Source organism: Polaribacter sp. 2305UL8-11, from assembly GCF_058147165.1.
Genome location: NZ_JBYVJW010000003.1, coordinates 200,948 through 220,052, shown reverse-complemented (window position 1 = coordinate 220,052; position 19,105 = coordinate 200,948). Strand labels below are relative to the sequence as shown.

At 28.6% G+C, this 19,105-nt stretch carries 16 protein-coding genes; 9 read left to right on the top strand and 7 right to left on the bottom strand.

Going from position 1 to position 19,105, the window contains the following annotated elements; translation table 11 throughout:
* Positions 1–47 precede the first annotated feature (47 nt).
* Positions 48–356 (top strand): DUF6122 family protein, encoded by a 309-nt coding sequence (locus ACY2RW_RS04095; RefSeq protein ID WP_490121426.1) that lies wholly within the window; start codon positions 48–50, stop codon positions 354–356.
* Here the strand turns inward: ACY2RW_RS04095 and ACY2RW_RS04090 are convergent.
* The 6 genes from ACY2RW_RS04090 to ACY2RW_RS04065 are packed head-to-tail and all read right to left on the bottom strand — an operon-like array spanning position 347 to position 7,587.
* Positions 347–1,837: a lipopolysaccharide biosynthesis protein gene (locus ACY2RW_RS04090; protein WP_490121425.1), complete on the bottom strand. Its 1,491-nt coding sequence runs from the start codon at positions 1,835–1,837 to the stop codon at positions 347–349. The two genes, ACY2RW_RS04095 and ACY2RW_RS04090, sit on opposite strands and share 10 nt — an antisense overlap.
* 1 nt (position 1,838) lies before the next feature.
* A complete protein-coding gene (locus tag ACY2RW_RS04085; protein WP_490121424.1) occupies positions 1,839–3,104 on the bottom strand; it encodes a glycosyltransferase family 4 protein in 1,266 nt (421 codons plus the stop codon).
* Complete coding sequence (locus ACY2RW_RS04080; RefSeq protein WP_490121423.1) at positions 3,101–4,345, bottom strand: glycosyltransferase; 1,245 nt, start codon at positions 4,343–4,345, stop codon at positions 3,101–3,103. The genes ACY2RW_RS04085 and ACY2RW_RS04080 overlap by 4 nt, the downstream gene beginning before the upstream one ends.
* Positions 4,332–4,847: a class I SAM-dependent methyltransferase gene (locus tag ACY2RW_RS04075; RefSeq protein ID WP_490121422.1), complete on the bottom strand. Its 516-nt coding sequence runs from the start codon at positions 4,845–4,847 to the stop codon at positions 4,332–4,334. Before ACY2RW_RS04075 ends, ACY2RW_RS04080 begins: the two co-directional genes overlap by 14 nt.
* Complete coding sequence (locus ACY2RW_RS04070; RefSeq protein ID WP_490121421.1) at positions 4,837–7,293, bottom strand: YfhO family protein; 2,457 nt, start codon at positions 7,291–7,293, stop codon at positions 4,837–4,839. The genes ACY2RW_RS04075 and ACY2RW_RS04070 overlap by 11 nt, the downstream gene beginning before the upstream one ends.
* Positions 7,294–7,332: 39 nt before the next feature.
* Positions 7,333–7,587, bottom strand: a complete 255-nt coding sequence (locus ACY2RW_RS04065) for a DUF4834 family protein (RefSeq protein WP_490121420.1) — start codon at positions 7,585–7,587, stop codon at positions 7,333–7,335.
* Between the two features lie 182 nt (positions 7,588–7,769).
* On the opposite strand from ACY2RW_RS04065, the gene ACY2RW_RS04060 reads away from it, so the two are divergent.
* The 8 genes from ACY2RW_RS04060 (at position 7,770) to ACY2RW_RS04025 (ending at position 15,892) form a co-directional block, all read left to right on the top strand.
* A complete protein-coding gene (locus ACY2RW_RS04060) occupies positions 7,770–8,786 on the top strand; it encodes a transporter (RefSeq protein ID WP_490121419.1) in 1,017 nt (338 codons plus the stop codon).
* A gap of 15 nt (positions 8,787–8,801) precedes the next feature.
* Positions 8,802–9,923 (top strand): GTP cyclohydrolase, encoded by a 1,122-nt coding sequence (locus ACY2RW_RS04055; RefSeq protein WP_490121418.1) that lies wholly within the window; start codon positions 8,802–8,804, stop codon positions 9,921–9,923.
* A 143-nt stretch (positions 9,924–10,066) separates the two neighbouring features.
* The gene (locus ACY2RW_RS04050) at positions 10,067–10,795 is read left to right on the top strand and encodes a 16S rRNA (uracil(1498)-N(3))-methyltransferase (protein WP_490121417.1); all 729 of its coding nucleotides are present in this window, start codon (positions 10,067–10,069) and stop codon (positions 10,793–10,795) included.
* Positions 10,796–10,977: 182 nt separating this feature from the next.
* Complete coding sequence (locus ACY2RW_RS04045) at positions 10,978–12,141, top strand: AraC family transcriptional regulator (RefSeq protein WP_490121416.1); 1,164 nt, start codon at positions 10,978–10,980, stop codon at positions 12,139–12,141.
* Between the two features lie 249 nt (positions 12,142–12,390).
* Positions 12,391–12,918: a hypothetical protein gene (locus ACY2RW_RS04040; RefSeq protein WP_490121415.1), complete on the top strand. Its 528-nt coding sequence runs from the start codon at positions 12,391–12,393 to the stop codon at positions 12,916–12,918.
* A gap of 226 nt (positions 12,919–13,144) precedes the next feature.
* On the top strand, positions 13,145–13,786 hold the full coding sequence (locus tag ACY2RW_RS04035) for a DUF4159 domain-containing protein (RefSeq protein ID WP_490121414.1): 642 nt from the start codon (positions 13,145–13,147) through the stop codon (positions 13,784–13,786).
* Positions 13,787–13,879: 93 nt separating this feature from the next.
* A complete protein-coding gene (locus ACY2RW_RS04030) occupies positions 13,880–14,812 on the top strand; it encodes a bile acid:sodium symporter family protein (protein WP_490121413.1) in 933 nt (310 codons plus the stop codon).
* Between the two features lie 6 nt (positions 14,813–14,818).
* Entirely contained in the window at positions 14,819–15,892 is a 1,074-nt protein-coding gene (locus ACY2RW_RS04025) for a 1-acyl-sn-glycerol-3-phosphate acyltransferase (RefSeq protein ID WP_490121412.1), read from the top strand.
* Positions 15,893–16,083: 191 nt separating this feature from the next.
* On the opposite strand, the gene ACY2RW_RS04020 is transcribed toward ACY2RW_RS04025, so the two are convergent.
* Positions 16,084–19,002: a serine hydrolase domain-containing protein gene (locus ACY2RW_RS04020; protein ID WP_490121411.1), complete on the bottom strand. Its 2,919-nt coding sequence runs from the start codon at positions 19,000–19,002 to the stop codon at positions 16,084–16,086.
* Positions 19,003–19,105 lie beyond the last annotated feature (103 nt).

The window sequence follows — 19,105 nt, the reverse complement described above, 5'->3', positions numbered from 1 at the left end:
AACAATTTATATAAAGGCTTATTGTAAAAGATAAGCCTTTTTTATTTATGACAGTTAAGTTTATCATACATTATGGATTCCATTTTATAGTACCGCTTTTTATTGCGTATTTTTTCTTTAAAGCAAATTGGAAAATAGTTTATTTAATTTTTTTATCTGCTATGCTAATCGATTTAGACCATCTTTTAGCCAATCCAATATTTAAAAGCAATAGATGTAGTATTAACTTTCATCCTTTACATTCTTATATTGCAATAGGCTTTTATGTTTTTGGCTTATTTTTTAAGAAAACAAGAGTTATTGCAATAGCACTTCTATGGCATATTATAACAGATTATATAGATTGTTACTTGTAAAAGCGTTTTAGTAGAACATGAAATTCATTTGAAATTTTCAATTTTAAAACTAAGTAAATATATATAATAATAATTAAGATACTTTTTAAGATAATGTTGATTAAAGGTGAAATTGAAAAGTGACCAATTTCTATTGCTGGTAAGTTAAAATCCCAAAAATAAAAGCCTAATAACAACATTAAAATGATAACAAACATTTTAAAAGACTTAGAGGTAAAAGGAGTTATTTTAAATTTACTGTACACAAACCACAATTTAACTGTATTAAAAGTTAGTATTGTTAACAATGTTGCCATAGCTAAACCATCTGTACCTTTATCAAGATTAAAATAAAATAATTTGTTTAATAAATAAACAGATAAAGACATTCCTAGTGCTAAAGGTAAAGTAACTTTGTAAAATTTAGAGTTGCTTATAATAGCTCCATTACTACCTAAAAACATGGTATATAATTTGGCTAAAGAAATCATTAAAACTACATATTCTCCTCCTGCATATCCTTTTTCTGGCATTATTTTAAACAACTCACTTACACCACAATTTACCAATAAGAAAAACAAACCACCTACCAAAAATAAATTAATAGAACTCTTTTTGTACAAATTCTCTACTTCTTTGTTATTAAATTCATTTAAAGATTTAGAAGTTAAAGGCTGCAAAATTTGTGTCATTGCTCTACTTGGTGCTTCAATAAAAGAACCTATAAAAACGGCTACAGAATAGTATGCAGCTTTTTCTATGGTGTCTTTTCCTGGTATCATTATTTTGTCTATATCTAATAAAATTGCTCCTGCACTTCCTGCTAAAATAATGTAAAGTGAATATTTAATGATTTCAGAAAAGTTATTAGGTAATTTAAAATAAAATTTAGGCAAATACATATAAAACGCATAGCCCATCATTACCAAAACTCTTAAAAGATAAGCTCCTGTTAAATAGAAAATAAATTCAGATTTTGTTAAAAACCCTAAAAAAACAGCTAGTAATAAAAGCATTACTATAACTCTATTCCACAATTCTTTTAAAATGTTTCCAAAAACGGTTTGCAGTTGCACTTTTGTCCAAGAATAAAAAAGCTCAAAATAAGCACAAGCAATGGCTATTAAATAGATTGAAAATGTGTAATCTTCTATAATTTGATTTTCTTCTGTAACCCTACTCATAATCCATTCATGGGCATAATCCCATAAAAAACCAAGAGGTAATGCTATAAAAAGTGGTAGAAATATGACAGAGGATAAAAATTTGTCTTTTTCTTCTTTTGTTTTATAAGAGGAATAAAATTTTACTATGGTATATTGAATTCCGAAAGCAGTTAAAGGCATAATTAAATTAGATGCAGATAGCAAAAAAGTAACCATTCCATAAAATTCTGATTCCAAAATTCTTGGGTAAAAAACGATAGTATTAATACCTCCAATTAAAAAAGCACCATAAATAATAATGGTATTTCTAAAAGATTGTTTTAATATAATTCCCATTTTACGAATGTAAACTTTTAATTATGGATGCCAATTGTTTCGTCAATTCTTTTCTGTGATATTTTTGAATATTAGTGGTTAAAACATTCAAATTTTTATCTTTATATAGTTGATATAGTTCTAAAACTTTCGATTTTAACTGTTTTTTATCATCAAAACCAAAAACACTTCCTGCATTGGTTTCTTTTAAAATGGCAGCTAAATCTCCTTGCTTTGGCCCTAAAGCTAAAATAGGTCTATTTGCAGTCAGATACTCAAATAATTTTCCTGTTAAAATCCCTTCAGATTTTTTTACATTAGGAATTAACAACAGTAAAACCTGCGATTTTTTTTGATATGATATAGCTTTTTTATGAGAAACATAACCCATAAAATTAGTGTAATTATTTAATCGATTTTCAAAGATGGCTTTTTTTACTTCATCAGAAATATCACCAATAAAATTTAACTGTAAATCATTTTTAAAGCTTTCTTTTTCAGTACAAAGTTCATTTAAAGCACTAAAAAGTATTTTGGGGTTGCTTTGTGGTGGTAAAAGCCCCACATAAGAAATTGTAAATTTTTTGTCTAAAACTATTGGTGCTATGTTTAAAACCTCGTCATCAAAACCATTGGTTACAACTGCTACTTTAGTGGCTGTTTTTGAAAATTCTTTTTTTAAAGTATTGCTTACAGTTACAATACAATCTGCATTTTGAAGAACACCTTTTTCTAATTTTTTATTTTGCTTTTTTGCAAAAGAAAGTTGATTAAAATCTTTGTTATAATACAAATCAGACCAAGGATCTCTAAAATCTGAAATCCACTTGATGGTGTTTTTTTGCTTTAATTTTTGAGCAATTAAATGCATACTGTGTGGTGGTCCAGTAGAAATAATTGTTTTAATATTATTTGCTTGAATGTATGTATGAAGGAATTTTACAGAAGATTTTACCCAGAATATTTTAGGGTCTGGAATAAAAAAATTCCCTCTTAAAAAAGACAAAAAACCACCTTTATTAATATTAGAGATTCCATCTTTGTTAGACTTGTTTTTTTTCCAAAAAAATAAATTTGTTGGTTCCCAAATAGGTTGTTTTAAAATCTCTATATTTTTAGGAATTTCACTTAATAGTGTTTTATCTTCTTTTGGATAATTAGCATTCGCTACAGTATAAACAACAGGCTCAATACCAAAGTCTTGTAAATATTTTACAAACTTTAACCAACGTTGAACACCAGAACCACCAGCTGGAGGCCAATAATATGTGATTATTAAAACTTTCAATTTGCTAAATTATCGTATAAATGTAGTAGTTTTTTTGCTGTAAACTCCCAGTTTAAATCGCCATTGTAAGCCAAATTAAAACCTTTTTCTGCTTTTTGATTTGCTTTTTTATAATTATTATGAATTTCTAAAACTTTTTCAGAAAAACTATTTGCGTTTCCTGCTTCAAATACAAAACCAATATCATCTTTTTGTACCACTCTTTTTAAGGGTGCACAATCTGAAACTAATAACGGTTTTTTTGACAATAAAATTTGATATAATTTATGTGGAATTGTACTTTCTGTGTGCAAATTGGAAATATGAGGAATAATATTTAGACTTGAACTCTTCATAATTTTAACCACATTTTCAAATGGCTGACTATCATAAATAACAACATGGTCTCGAACTCCACAACTATCAATTAAATTTTCTAAATAATTTTTAACATCTTTATTTGATGGGCCAACTAAAGCTAGTAATGCATTTGGCAGTCTCTTGGTTAAAGTTTTCATTGCTTTAATTGCTGTTTGCAAACCTCTATGAGGTCCAAAACCTCCCACATAAGAAATGATGAAATTATCTTTATATTCCTTAAAGAAAGTTTCTTTTTTAGCTGTAAAATGATCTGCAAATGTAGTTTTCTCTGAATTGGTAATTACCGTAATTTTATCTTCTGACAAGTTGGTATCTGCAACAATTCGTTCTTTCATTTCTTCTACTACTGCAATAACCTTGTCATATTTTTTTACAATCTTGTTTTCGTAATTTTGCCATCTTTTGTAACCGAAAAATAATTTATTTTTAAATCGGATAATGGGGTTTTTACGCCAAGAAAACCATGTTAACAGAGCTGCAGCGTAGTTTTCGTGCAAATCTAAAATAGAGGTTAAATTGTATTTTTTTGCCAACAATACACCTGTTTTAGCTAAGGGCAAATCATGTACATGTAGTACGTTAATTTTATTTTCTTGAATAACTTTAGGCAATATTTTTTTAAATTTTGGATGTATAAAATTGACTGCCAATCGCATATCAATAATCCCTTTTTCAGTAAAACTTTTGTAGAATATCTTTCTTAAAACAGTTACACTTTCAATAATCTCAATTTCTGTTTCGTTTTCTTTTTTGCAACAGAGTACAAAAACTTTGTATTTCTTAGCTAAAGACTCAGCTTCTTTTCTAACTCTAATATCTGCAGGATAATATCCATCAACAATCATTAAAATACTAAGACTTTTCGATTTATTTTGTTGCATAAATCGCGTAATATCTGGGCGTATATTTTCTTAAAATGGGTCTAAAACCAATTTTATGTATTGGGCTTGTCCATTTTTCTTTGCTTTGAATTTTCCAACCTGATTTTTCTAACAACCAATCAAATTGCCAATCTTCAAACTCATGATAATGTCTGTCCCATTTATCAGATTTACTTCTATAAGCCTTTGCAAACCATAAATCTAAAGGAACTGTAGCTACCAATTTAGTGGCTTCTATAGCTCTTAAAACGTTAAAAGGCGCTAATAGATGTTCAAAAATTTCGAACGCTGTTACAGCATCAACATTATGCTTTTTTACAACATCTGGCAATACATCTAAATCTTCTCCTTCTGTATTGATAACTGTATAACCATTTTGCTCCATAATTTCAGAAAAGGGGTTTCTAATACCCAAATCTAAAATAGTGGCTGGTGCAGGAACAACTTTTTGTAAGAAAGCTAATGTATGTTGGTAACGCTTTGTAGGTAATTTAGTGTACATTTTTTCTTATTCTCTTTTTATCGTAAAAAACCCATCCAACCCCAATCAACAATAGTAAACTGTAAGAAGTAAGAGAAATTAATTTTCCTTGTTGAATTACTTTTGGTTCGAATTTAAAGACAATGGTATGCTTTCCTTTTGGAATAACCATTCCTCTTAAAACATAATTAACTCTATAATGTGGCGTTAATACATCATCTATATAAGCATTCCAGCCATCTTCATAATAAATTTCAGAAAAAACTGCAAATTGCTCTTTTTGGGTCTTAGACTCGTAAATTAAAGAATTTACGTTGTAGTTAATAAGTGCAATAGTTGCTGTTGAATCTTTTTGAATATTGGCATTTAAATTTGCTTGAATTTTTCCAAAATCGTTTTTTGTAATAACAACTGTAGTTTTGGTATTTAAAGAATCTAATGCTTTGATTTCTTCATTGGCAGAATTTACAACTTTAAAGTTATCTACAAACCAAGCATTTCCATTTGCATCAGGGTTTAACTGTGCTTGTTTTTCTCCTTTATCATTGCCAATGATAAAATATTTGGTGTTTAGCATATTTAACACTTCCATATTATTTTTGGCAATTTGAAAATCGAACAATTCTTGATAACGCCCTAATTTTGCTGCATGATACCCACCAATAGATTGATGAAAATAAGAAGTACTACCATCATTTATAGGATTTACTGTAAAGTTACCTACCCTAAAATGGGATTTATCTTGCAAAATCATTTTATCTGCAACAGAAGCTGTAAAAGGTTTTTCTATTTGTTTAGCCTTCTTAAAATCATCTTCATTTACATATTTTTTATCAACGGAAACTAAATCGAACAACACAAAAACAGAAATTGCCAAAATTACAATTCCTTTTTTTAATTTGTTTTTTAGTAACATCCATAAAACTGTTCCAGTAAGTAACATTAAAAATAGAGAACGTAAAGAATCTGTTAATAGCATCGATTCTCTATCTGCAATTATAGCATCTAAAACATTTTTTATTTGATATTCCTTTTCTATGTTTAAGTAGGTACTATCTCTTATCCCTTCAAAAGAAGAAAAACCATGAGCTAATAAAAAACCTACTACTACTAAACCTCCAAAAACATACACTGCTTTTTTAAGTGCTGCCTGTTTTTCATCAGAAGAAATTTTTGATGAAAAGAATGCTTTCAATCCTAAAATTGCTAAAATTGGTACACATAATTCTGCAATAACTTGTATTGATGAAACTGCTCTAAACTTATTATAAAGTGGAAAATAATCAATAAAAAAATTGGTTACCAAATCAAAATTACGTCCCCAACTCATAATTATTGAGAAAATAGTTGCAGCTACTAACCATTGCTTTAAGCGTCCTTTTACTAAAAAAATTCCCAAGAAAAATAAAAAGAAAATAACTGCACCAATATATGCAGGTGCTTCTACAATGGTTTGGTCTCCCCAATAAGTTAAAGCTGGGTTTGTGAAATAATCTGCCCCTCTTTTTCCTAATTTGCTTTCTTTTATCGTTTCATATAAATTGGAATCTACACTAAGTTTTTCTTGAGTTCCTCCTCCCATAAAACGAGGGATAAACAAATTAAATGTTTCTAATTTAGCATAGCTGTATTCTGTAATATAAGTTTTGTCTAAACCTTTTGTAGCTTCCTTTTTTGTTCCATCTGGATTGATGGTTAACTCAGATTTACCTCTTGTGCTATGATCTGCATACTCTTTCATTGCCATTAAACGAGGCGCATTTGCACCAATTCCTAAAACTATAGCTGCTATAATTACTGCTACTTGTTTTATAAATTTGGGCAACACTTTTTCTTTTACTGCATTGATTAATTCTACAATTCCCAAAATAAGTAGACAGAAGCCTAAATAATATGTCATTTGAGGGTGATTTGTATAAATTTCTAAAGCCATTGCAACTCCAGTAACTATAAAACCCAGTACATACTTTTTTTGAAAAACCCACAAAACACCAGCCAAAACCAAAGGCATATAAGCTATTGCATGCGCTTTTGCATTATGACCAGCTCCAAAAATGATTATCAAATAGGTAGAAAAGCCAAAGGCGAGTGCTCCTAAAATTGCCAGTCTCCAATCTACTTTTAAAGCCATCATTAATACAAAAAAACTTAAAAAATATAAGAAAGTATAATCTGCAGGTCTTGGTAAAAAACGTAAAGTTCTATCTAAAGTTCTTATAAAATCGTTAGGATAATAAGTACTTATTTGATAAGCAGGCATTCCACTAAAAGAAGCACCTGTCCAATAAGGTTCTTTATTATTCTGTGTTCTAAAATCAGTAATTTCTTTAGCCATTCCTTTAAACTGGGTAATGTCTGACTGATTTAGTTTTTGCCCTTTTAAAACAGAGTGAAAATAAATAATAGAAGCCAATGCAAAAATGATAATGGCAACCAAATAAGGTAAAAATTTAGTGAAAATTTTCAAGTGAATCTTTTTTAATGAAACGTTTTTTAAACGTTATGGTTAGTCTATTTCTTCAAAATCTACGTACTCACCAACAGAATCTTTACTTTGTTGTTGGTTTCTTGGTTTTTTATCAATTACTGTTTCTCCTTCTGGCACAGTTTGTTTTTGTTGTTGACCTCCATATTGTTTTTCTGCTTTTTTCTGAATGGTTTCTGCAGCTTTCTTTATTAAAAAAGGTGCAAACAACCTTGCTAAAAACTTAAAAGCGTAATAAAATAGAAGTATAAAAAATATTGTTTTTAGTAAACCCATTAAAATTTATGTTTGTAATAAAAATCAATCAAAAATAACAATTTTGATCGCAATTAAAGCGTTAACTATCTATAAAACTTTCTTAAACTGAAAAAAGTATCGTTTGCTTTTAAAAAATAGGTTTTTTAGCCTATGTTTGTGAAGATTGATAGATACCCTATTCTAACATTGTATTCTAATTTATGAAGACCTCTTTTTTAAAATCGTTTTTTGTGTTTTTTTTCTTCGGAATTTTACAAATACACGCACAATATACAGATGTAATTAACTCTAACAAACCTGGCTTTTCTGAGAGCCCATATAGTGTTGGTAAAGGTGTTTATCAACTAGAAAGCAACTTTTTTTTTAGAAACACAGCTATACAACCTACATTTTCTAGACCACAATCTTTTGGAGCTGATTTTTTATTTAGAACCAGTTTTTTTTCAGAAAAACTAGAAATTAATACTCAATTTACATACCAAAGAGACAAAGTCGCTTTTAAAAATATTTTTACTTCTCATTATTTTTCTTCGGGATTTAGCAAGTTTACAATAGGTGCTAAATACTTGCTTTTTCAACAAAAATATACAGACAAGTCTAAAGAAGTTAGAAGCTGGGTAAGAAGAAATGCCTTTGATACTAAAAGATTAATACCTTCTGTGGCCATTTATGTGGGCATGAACACAGATTTTGTAAACGAAATTTATAAAACTGGTGGCATTACTCCTAAAATAGGTGTCTTGTTGCAAAACAATTTAAGCAGAGATTTAAATGTAATTACTAATTTTTATTATGACAAAGCAGGTTCTGATTTTGCAGAATTTTCTTATATTATAACTGCCACACAAAATTTTAGTGACAGATGGTCTGCTTTTTTTGAAAATCAGGGTGTGTTTCAAAAATTTCAAAATAATATAAATCTTGGTGCAGGGTTGGCTTATTTATTTACCAAAGACATTCAGATTAACGCTTCTGGAAGGTATTTGGTAGAAGGCAATGCACAAGGCTTTTATGGTGGCTTGGGATTGTCTTATAGAATTGATAAACATAAAGATACTTTCAAAGATTTAGATGCTAATGGCAAAACAATTAAAGACACACCAATTTCACGATACAATAAAAAACAAGGTGGTTTTTTTAGCAGATTATTTAACATTTTCAAGAAAAAAGAAAAGAAAACAACTTCTAAAAAAAGAAAAAGGCGAAAACGAAATTAATTTGATGCTAATTTTATGATTACTTTAAAAAAAGTTACTTCTAAAAAGGAAATGAAACAGTTTGTAAAGTTTCCTTTTTCGCTATACAAAAACAATAAATATTGGGTACCTCCTATTATTAAGGATGAAGTTGATAATTTTGATCCAAAAATAAATCCAGTTTTTGAAAATGCAGATGCTCAATTTTTTATAGCTTTTAAAGATGATAAAATTGTTGGCAGAATTGTAGCTATTATCAATTGGTTTGAAGTAGAGAAACAACAAATAAAAAAAATGCGTTTTGGTTGGTTTGATGTAATTGATGATCTTAATGTAACCAAAGTTCTTTTAGAAAAAGTTAAAGAAATTGGGGTTCAAAATAATTTAGAATATATAGAAGGCCCTGTTGGTTTTAACAACTTAGACAAAACTGGTGTTTTAATTGATGGTTTTGATCATTTAGGTACTATGATTACTTGGTACAATCACCCTTATTACAAAGAGCATTTAGAGCAATTGGGTTTTGTAAAAGAAAAAGAGTATTTAGAAAATAAGTTCAAATTTAAAAATGTAGATGGTGCTTACTTTAGCAGAGTTAGCAACATTATAAAAAAGCGTTTTAAACTAAAAGCTTTAAATTTTACCAAAACAAAAGATATCATGCCCTATGTAGATGAAATGTTTGACGTTTTTGATAAAACGTATTCTAAACTCTCTACTTTTGTCCCAATTTCTGATGCTCAGATTGCTTATTTTAAAAAGAAATACATCTCATTTATCAATCCAGAATATATAAAATTCGTGGTAGGTGAAGACAATAAATTAGTTGCTTTTGCAATTGTAATGCCTTCTTTTTCAGAAGCTTTGCAAAAGGCAAAAGGGAAACTATTTCCATTTGGATTGTTTCATTTATTAAATGCTAGAAAAAATGCAAAAGATGTTACGTTTTATTTGATTGGTGTGCATCCAGAATATCAAAATAAAGGTGTGCATGCTATTATTTTTGATCAATTTGCAAAAACTTTTGCTGCAAAAGGAATAGATAACTGTATTAGAACACCAGAACTAGAAGACAATAAAGCCATTCATAACCTTTGGAAACATTTTAACCCTGTTACTCATAAAAGACGAAGAACCTATAGGAAAGATATTTGTTAGCTGTTAGGTTTTTGCAAATTTAAAATTTTCTAACGGTTGTCATTTCGACTTTATGGAGAAATCTCAACTTTGAAATTTTAAAAACAACACAAAATCAATTTCCATAACTTTGAATTTTAAATAAAGAACTTTGAATAAACAGCATGCAACTATTTTACAATTCAGAAATATCTAAATATACCAAACAAATTACTTTTGATAAAATTGAAAGCAAACATATTGTGCGTGTTTTACGTAAAAAAGAAAATGATATTTTAAAAATAACCAATGGAAAAGGTTTTTTATTTGAGGTAAAAATTATTGTAGCTAATGATAAAAAATGCTTGGCTGAAATTATTTCTTTTGAAGAGAAGCAAAAACCTTGGAATTACTACTTACATATAGCAGTTGCCCCAACAAAAAACAACGATAGAATTGAATGGTTTTTAGAAAAAGCTACAGAAATTGGCATTGATGAAATTACACCTATTATTTGTCAAAATTCTGAACGAAGAGTTGTAAAATTAGAACGATTTGAAAAAATTATTCAGTCTGCAATGAAACAATCTTTAAAATTCACACTTCCAAAACTGAACGAACCCACAAAGTTTAATAAGTTTATAAATCAAGATTTTGATGGAAAAGTTTGTATTGCTCATTGTGAATCTATCGTCGAAAACTCAGAATTAGGAGAAAAAAATCATTTAAAAAAGGTAATAAATCCTTCAGAAAAAACGACCATTCTTATTGGGCCTGAAGGAGATTTTTCTTCCGAAGAAATTAAAAAGTGTTTAGAAAAAGACTTCACTCCTATTTCTTTAGGAGAAAGTAGGCTAAGAACAGAAACTGCTGCTTTGGTTGCTGTAAATTTGGTTTCTTTTGTCAATCAGTAGTTTCCAAAAGTTTGTTATTACTCTGTAGTTAGGAATCCATAATAAATAAGTTAGCTTTTTTATCCTAAAGTAAAGTTGTCGTTTTTTATAATTCAGATAATTCACTTTTTAAGAATTAGTTTAGATTTCTGTCTAAGCAGGAATGACAAAAAAATGTATCTTTACTTTTAAAACCCTTAAAATTGACTGTAAAAGATATCTTTAACTTATTTCTATTAATTAGTGCTTTGCATGGATTTTTATTCTGTTTTGTAATTTTATTTTCAAAAAACGGAAGAGAAAAAAGTATCATTTTTATCAATTTATTGGTATTATCAATTTCTTTAAACAACATTCAATCTTGGATTCTTGCTAAAAACTTTTTTATCGAATATTTCTTTTTAGATTACATACATATTCCTTGGCATTTTTTAATTGCACCTTTCTTTTATATGTTTCTAATCCATTATTTAGAAATTGAAAAAAGAAGTAAAAATCTACTAAAAATAGTATTACCCATTTTTGTTTTGATTATTTCTATAAGAATTGGTTTTGTTTCCTTTTTTAGTGATACCAACACAAAAGATATTGCGCATCTTTTTGAGAAATACACTTCTTTTGAAGAAATTTTCAGCTTAATTGTATCCTTATTAATTTTTAGTTATTCTTTTAAAATACTCACAAAAAAAGAACAGTTATTTACTAAAATATTATCTTATGATAATTTAAAATGGATTTACACATGCTTTAAAATTGGTTTATTTACCTATATTTTCTGGATTGTTGCATTGGCAATTACTGTTGCTTTAAACTTTAAAGAATTTATTTACTCTTATTACCCATTAAGAATTTTTACAACCATTTTAATTTATTGGTTAGGCTACCAAGCCATTATTCAATTACGTTTATTAAAAGAGCGAAAAGATTTAAGAAAACAATTAAATTTTAATTCTATTCTTGAAGGTAATAATAAAGAAGATACAGAAAAAGAAGAAGATAAAAAACTGTTATTTAACAAAGTAAATGTTTTAATTGATGAGAAAAAGCTTTTTACACAACCTAAATTAAGTTTAGATTTCTTAGCTAATGAAGTAGATTTAAATACAATAAAACTATCTAATATCATTAAACAATTTTCTGATAAAAACTTTAATGATTATATTAATGAGTTTAGAATAGACCTTGCAAAAAAGCTTTTAGCCAATAAAGAATATACAAATTACACTATTACTTCTATTGGTTTAGAATCTGGTTTTAATTCGAAATCTTCTTTTTATGCTACCTTTAAAAAACATACAGGTTACACTCCTACTGAATATCAAAAATCTTTGGATAGGTTAATGTTAGCTGATAAAAAAGAGGAGTAGTGAACTTTAATCATTCGATTATTTATAGCGTTTAATAATAATTTTTAAATTTATTATAGATTTAGGATTTCTCCACAAGGTCGAAATGACACTTCCAGTATTATAAATTGGTCCAAGATTCAAGTTTCTGAGTAAAAAATTAGTCCAGAATTATACAAATGAGTCCAGAATTATTTGATTTTAAAGAATTCTGGACTCTTTATTTTATATCATATTTTAATTTGGCTAAAACTAAAAACCTTTTATGTCATGAAAAAAGTACTTGTAATATTAATCATATTAATTTCGATATCTGTATATGGTCAAGAAAAAAAGAAAGATACTCTCCACACAAAAGAAATAAAATTAGATGTATTTGATTTGGCCATTTTTACAGCCATAGATATTGGTTATGAAAAACTTTATAGAGAAGAAATGAGCTATGGTATTTCTTTATTTATCAACTTTAAACCAGAAGAAACCTACTATGAAAAATTTGCGATTACTCCCTTTTATAGATTTTATTTCTTTAACAATCAAGTAAATGGAAATAATGGCTACTACTTTGAGGTATTCTCAAAATTTGCATCAGGAATAAACATAGAAGACCATTTTTCTAACATTAATAACAAAGACTATTTTGATGTAAATATTGGAGGTGCAATGGGTAGAAAATGGATAAGCAAAAAAGGAATGATTTTAGAAACCTATTTTGGGTTTGGCCGTAATTTAGGATTTAGTAAAAACTCCCCAGAATTTGCCTTTAGAGGAGGCATTTCTTTAGGGTATAGATTTTAATTTTTTTTTTGAAAAAGAGAATGTAATTTTCTAAAACGTCATTAAAATTTTAATGGCGTTTTTTTATTCTGAACTTGTTTCAGAATCTTTTGTATAAATTTAAAATACTTTTTTAGAATAGAATATTTTAATCTTATTTCTAATTTACTATCTTGCTTTTTTAATAACAAAATTTCAGTTCGAGTAGTTTCTAATTTTTATAGAAATTGTATCGAGAACATTATATATGAAACAAATTAGTTTTCTTTTTTTCGTCTTTTTTATTTTATCTACAAACGCCCAAGATGTGGCTATTTTAAAATACAATGGTGGTGGAGATTGGTATGCAAACCCAACTGCGATTCCGAATTTAGTAGAATTTGCAAATAAAAACATTAAAACCAATATTTCTAAAAACCCGCAAACTGTTGCAGTTAATAGCGAAGACATTTTTAATTTTCCGTTGTTATTTATGACAGGTCATGGAAATGTATTATTTTCTGATGATGATGCCAATAATTTAAGAAACTACCTAATTTCTGGAGGGTTTTTGCATATTTCCGACAATTACGGTTTGGATAAATTTATTAGAAGAGAGCTAAAAAAAGTGTTTCCTAAGTTAGAGTTTAAAGAAGTCCCAACTAATCATCCTATTTATAATCAAACTTTTAAATTTTCTAATGGTATGCCTAAAATACATGAGCATGATAAAAAAGCGGCTCAAGGTTTTGGTTTGTTTTACGAAGGAAGATTGGTGGTGTTTTACGATTATGAAACCGATTTAAGTGATGGTTGGGAAGATGGAATTATACACAACAACCCTAAAAATGTTCGTGAAAAAGCCCTAAAAATGGGCGCTAACATTATTGAATATGCTTTTAAAAATTAGTTAGCAGTTAGTAAATTTAAAAAATCTAACGAATGTCATTTCGACTTTATGGAAAAATTTCAACTTAAACTTTAAAACCTTGAAACTAAAAAAATGCAAAAACCAGTAGATATAGATTCCATAAAAATAAACTTTGACGAAAATGGTCTATGGGTTTTAAACATAGCTATTGCCATTATTATGTTTGGAGTAGCTTTAGGAATTTCTGTAGACGACTTTAAACGGCTTATTAAAAAACCAAAAATACTTGGTGTAGGCGTTTTGTCGCAATTTATTTTATTACCAGCCTTTACTTTTTTAGCTATTCTAATTATAAAACCTCATCCAAGTTTTGCTTTAGGAATGATGATGATTGCAGCTTGTCCTGGAGGAAATGTTTCTAACTTTTTTAGTAAAATGGCTGGAGGAAATGCAGCACTTTCTGTAAGTTTAACTGCATTTGCCACCTTAATTTGTATTTTTATGACGCCTTTTAACTTACAATTTTGGGGTAGTTTGTATGAGCCAACCCATAAAATTCTAAAAACTGTTGAATTGAATTGGGTAGATTTATTAAAGTTAGTTTCCTTAATATTAGGAGTACCTTTATTTTTTGGAATGTTAATTAAACATTACCACTCTGAAATGGCAAACAAAATAGAAAAAATACTAAAACCCTTGTCTATGTTGGTTTTTATTGCCCTAATATTTATTGCTTTTTCACAAAATTTAGACATCTTTATAAACCACATTCACCATGTTTTATTTCTAGTGATTTTTCATAATATTTTTGCTTTCATATTGGGTTATACAACTGCAAAAACTTTTGGTTTAAATAAAAAAGACACCAAAACCATTGCTATGGAAACTGGCATACAAAATGGCGGTTTAGGATTGTTATTAATTTTTGGTTTTTTTGATGGTTTAGGAGGCATGGCTTTATTGGCTGCTTTTTGGGGTATTTGGGATGTGTTTTCTGGAATGGCACTCGCTACTTTTTGGGGAAGAAAACCAAATAAGAGTAAAATTGTAAAACAAAATGCTTAGTCTACTATGATGCAAAAAGTTTGGTTTACATTGGTTTGGGCTTATATAAAATTAGGTCTCTTTTTTTACACTCAAAAAATTAGTGTTAAAGGCAGAAAAAACATTCCTAAAAAAGGGGCTGTTTTGTTTGCTGTAAATCACCCAAATGGTTTGGTAGACCCTTTGTATGTTACAACTACAAATAATAGACAAAATCATTTTTTAGTAAGAGCAGCTTCTTTTAAAAATCCAATAGTCAAAAAAATTTTAGAGTCTTTGTATTTAATGCCAATTTATAGAATTAGAGATGGCATACAACAATTGGCTAATAATCAAGAAATTTTTGAAAAGTGCTTTAAAATTTTACAAAAAGGTGAAACTTTAATGATTTTTCCAGAAGGGAGTCATCATAAAAACAGAACTGTAAGACCTTTAAGTAAAGGGTTTACAAGAATTGTGGCTGGTGCTTTAGAAAAGCATACAGATTTAAAAATTACAGTTATTCCTGTAGGTGTTACTTATCAGCATGCATCTGAATATCCTGCAAAAGTGGCTATACATTATGGACAGCCTATTGCTACAGATGTTATTTATAAAAATAATTCTCCTGCAAAAGCTATAAATATTTTAAAGGAAAAGGTAAGTACACAGCTTAAACAATTAAGCGTTCATATACCTGATGATGAAAATTATGATACTATTTTACAAAAACTAAATGAAGCTCAGGTAGATTTTACTGATGTAGAAAAAGTAAATAAAATGATTCAGGACAATGAATTTCCTGCTAAGAAAGCACCTAAAAAAAATTATTTACAGCCTTTATTTTATCTTATTATTTTAAACAGTTTGATTCCTTTTTTAATTTGGAAAATTGCTGTAAAGAAAATAGATGAAATCGAGTTTATAGATACCTTTAAATTTAGCTTAAATTATGCATTCTGTTCTTTGTTTTATGGGTTACAAGCTTTTATAATTGGTTGGTTTTTGGGTGCTGTTTATGGTTGGTTTTACATTACCATTTCTGCATTATTAATACTTGTATATAGCAAATTTGCTCCCACAAATACCAAAAAGCATATAGAATTAATAGCACAAAGCTAGCCAACAAGTTTAGCCATGATTATGCATTTGTTTGAGCTCTTTTTTATACTGAACTCGATTTAGTATCTTTTGTAATAATGAAACATGTAATTAAATAAGTGAGATGCTGAAATAAATTCAGCATAAAAAAGCGAGCGACTTTCGACTTCGCTCAAGATAAACTCCAAGCAGAAAATAGCTTCTAAAAAAAATTATTCTATAATAGCATCTTGAATAATTTGCTGAATTTCTGTACGCATATTACTTTTTACCAAACCTCTGTTTTCCATTGTTGGATAGACTCTGTTTGATAAAAACACATACACAATACCACTTTTAGGATCTGCCCAAGTGTACGTTCCTGTAAAACCAGAATGTCCGAAACTTTCATCAGAAACACAACCACAGGTTGCTTTTACACGATCGTTAAGTTGCGGCTTATCAAAACCTAAACCTCTTCTTACTTTTTTATCAGAAAAATATCTATGATTAAATTTATCTACAGTTTCTGTTTTTAAATAACGTTTGCCACCATAAAAACCCTTTTGTAAATACATTTGCATAATTTTAGCAACGTCATTTGCATTGGCAAACAATCCTGCATGACCTCCTACACCACCTAACATGGCTGCTCCCATGTCATGCACATAACCATGTAAAAGTTGATCTCTGTAATAATCGTCTTTTTCTGTAGGAACAATTTCTTTTTTAGAAAATTTTTGAAGTGGCAAATACGTAGTTCTATTGGCTCCTAAAGATTGATAAAACTCTTCATCTACTAAGGTATTTAAAGGTTTTTTATATTGCTTTTCTATGGCTTCTTTAAAAATGTAATATCCTAAATCGCTATATTTATAACCATCTCTTTCTCTTTGATCTACCTCTCTAATGTATTTGTAAATACTGTCTTTGTAATTTCTATTTAGATATAAATTTTTAGCAACTTTTATAGTGTATTTTTTTGATTTTTTACGACTGTAAAATTCGGACAAATTCTCTCCTGTAATACTATCTTGTGTGCCTTTATAAAAAGGAATCCATGCTTTTAACTTACCATAATGAGAAAGAATTTCTTTTAAGGAAACACTGGCTTTGTTGGTGTTTTTAAAGCTTGGTAAAAGTTCTTTTAATTTTTCATTTAAAGAAATTTTTTTATCTTCTTCTGCCTTCATAATTAAAGGCAAAGAAGCTAATATTTTTGTGAGTGATGCTAAATCATAAAGATCTGTATTTTTAACTCTTCTATTCTTTTTTTCTGTGTGGTAACCATAACTTTTTTCTAAGACTACTTTACCATTTCTAGCCACCAAAACTTGAAAGCCTGGAGCCATTTTTTTTGTTAATATGATATTGGCCAAAGAATCTATCTCTTGTAATTTTATAGAAGATAATTGTGCTGCTTCTGGTATGGTATATTCAAAACGACTTAAATTAGAGGTGATTAAACCATCACCTACTAAAAATTCTTTTTTGATACTAACAGGTAATTTTCCTTTGGCTCCAAAAGCTCCAAAAATAAGCTGTGCAGAAAGTTCTTGTGCCAATTTACTATTTTGATATGATACAACAACACTTTCTATATTGGTAAATGTTTTAATTTGTAAAAGACTATATGGACTTGCAAAAACATCTAAAATAGTGTTCTTTTTCCTAGCAATTTCTTGCAACCAAACCAATTCTTTATCTTTAAATTTATAACTTTTCCAAGGATGTAAATTTGATTTGTGGAAACCAACAATTACCAAATTATATGGTCTTAGTTTTTTTATTAATCCATCTAAATTTTTATCATTAACTACAGTAATTTCTGCATAATTTTTAAGCATATTTACAAAATCCATTCCTTTATCATCACCCAAATGTACATAGGCAATCTTTCTTTTTTCTAGATTGGTAATAGGTATGTTTAAGACGCTATCTTTAAGAACTGTTAAAGAGTTTTTAACCAATTTTCTGTGCAACAACTCATCTTCTACCCTATTTAAATCTGCTTGTAAACTATCTAGTTTAACAGGTTGGTAATTGTGTAAACCTGCCCAATATTTTGCTTTTAAAATTTTTCTTACAGAAAAATCCAAACGTTCTTCTGTTAATGTACCTAACTCAATAGCTTTTTGCATTAAATTTACTGTGGCTGGTACATTTTGCGGAATTAACAACAAATCGTTTCCTGCTTGTATGGCTGCCAAATCTATCTCTGCAGAAGATGCATAATTGGTAGCTCCTTTCATATTTAAACCATCTGTAATAATCAAACCATTAAAACCTAATTTATGTTGTAATAAATCTGTAACTACATTCTTAGAGAGCGATGTTGGTAATTTATCATCAGGTTCTAAACTTGGTATGCTTAAATGTGCTGTCATAATACTAGCTACACCTGCATCAAATAATTTTTTATAAGGATATAACTCTACAGAATCTAAACGAGCCATATCAAAATTTAAAACAGGTAATGTATGATGAGAATCTGCAGCAGTATCTCCATGTCCAGGAAAATGCTTTGCGTTTGCCAAAACTCCTTTGCTTTGCATGCCTTGTGTAAAAGCAATGGCTTTCTGAGTCACATTTTCTTTGCTTTCTCCAAAAGAGCGGTTGCCAATAATTGGATTTTCTGGATTTACATTAATATCTACAACAGGAGCAAAATTTACATGAATACCCAATCTTTTACAATGTTCTCCTAAATGTTCTCCAAATTCTTTAACTAAAGAATCATTTTGAATTGCACCCAAAGTCATGTTCCATGGAAATCTATAGGTATTTTTTAAACGCATGTCTAAACCCCACTCACCATCAAAACCAATTAATAATGGCACTTTTGCAGCAGCTTGATATTTGTTATTTAAAACAGCTTGTTTTTCTGGAGTACCTTGCATAAAAATTAAACTACCTACATGATATTTGGTAACCATTTTTGTAATAAAATCTTCATGCTTCTGATCCAAATTAGAATAAGCTTGTACCATAAATAACTGACCAATTTTTTCATCTATAGTCATATTATTTATAATACTATCTACCCAAATTTTTTGAGCTTCAAAATCTTTTGTCACTAAAGGATCAATACGTTGTGAGTTTATATTGTATGCTAAAGTGATTAAAAAGAGGAATATAATGTTTTTCTTCATGCTAAATTTTTCTTTTTTCGGGCGTTTTAACAGGCTTTCGCTACTCGCTTTTTTTAGATTTGTTCTCGATATAAATTTGCATAAACAGCAAATTTCCTCGAAC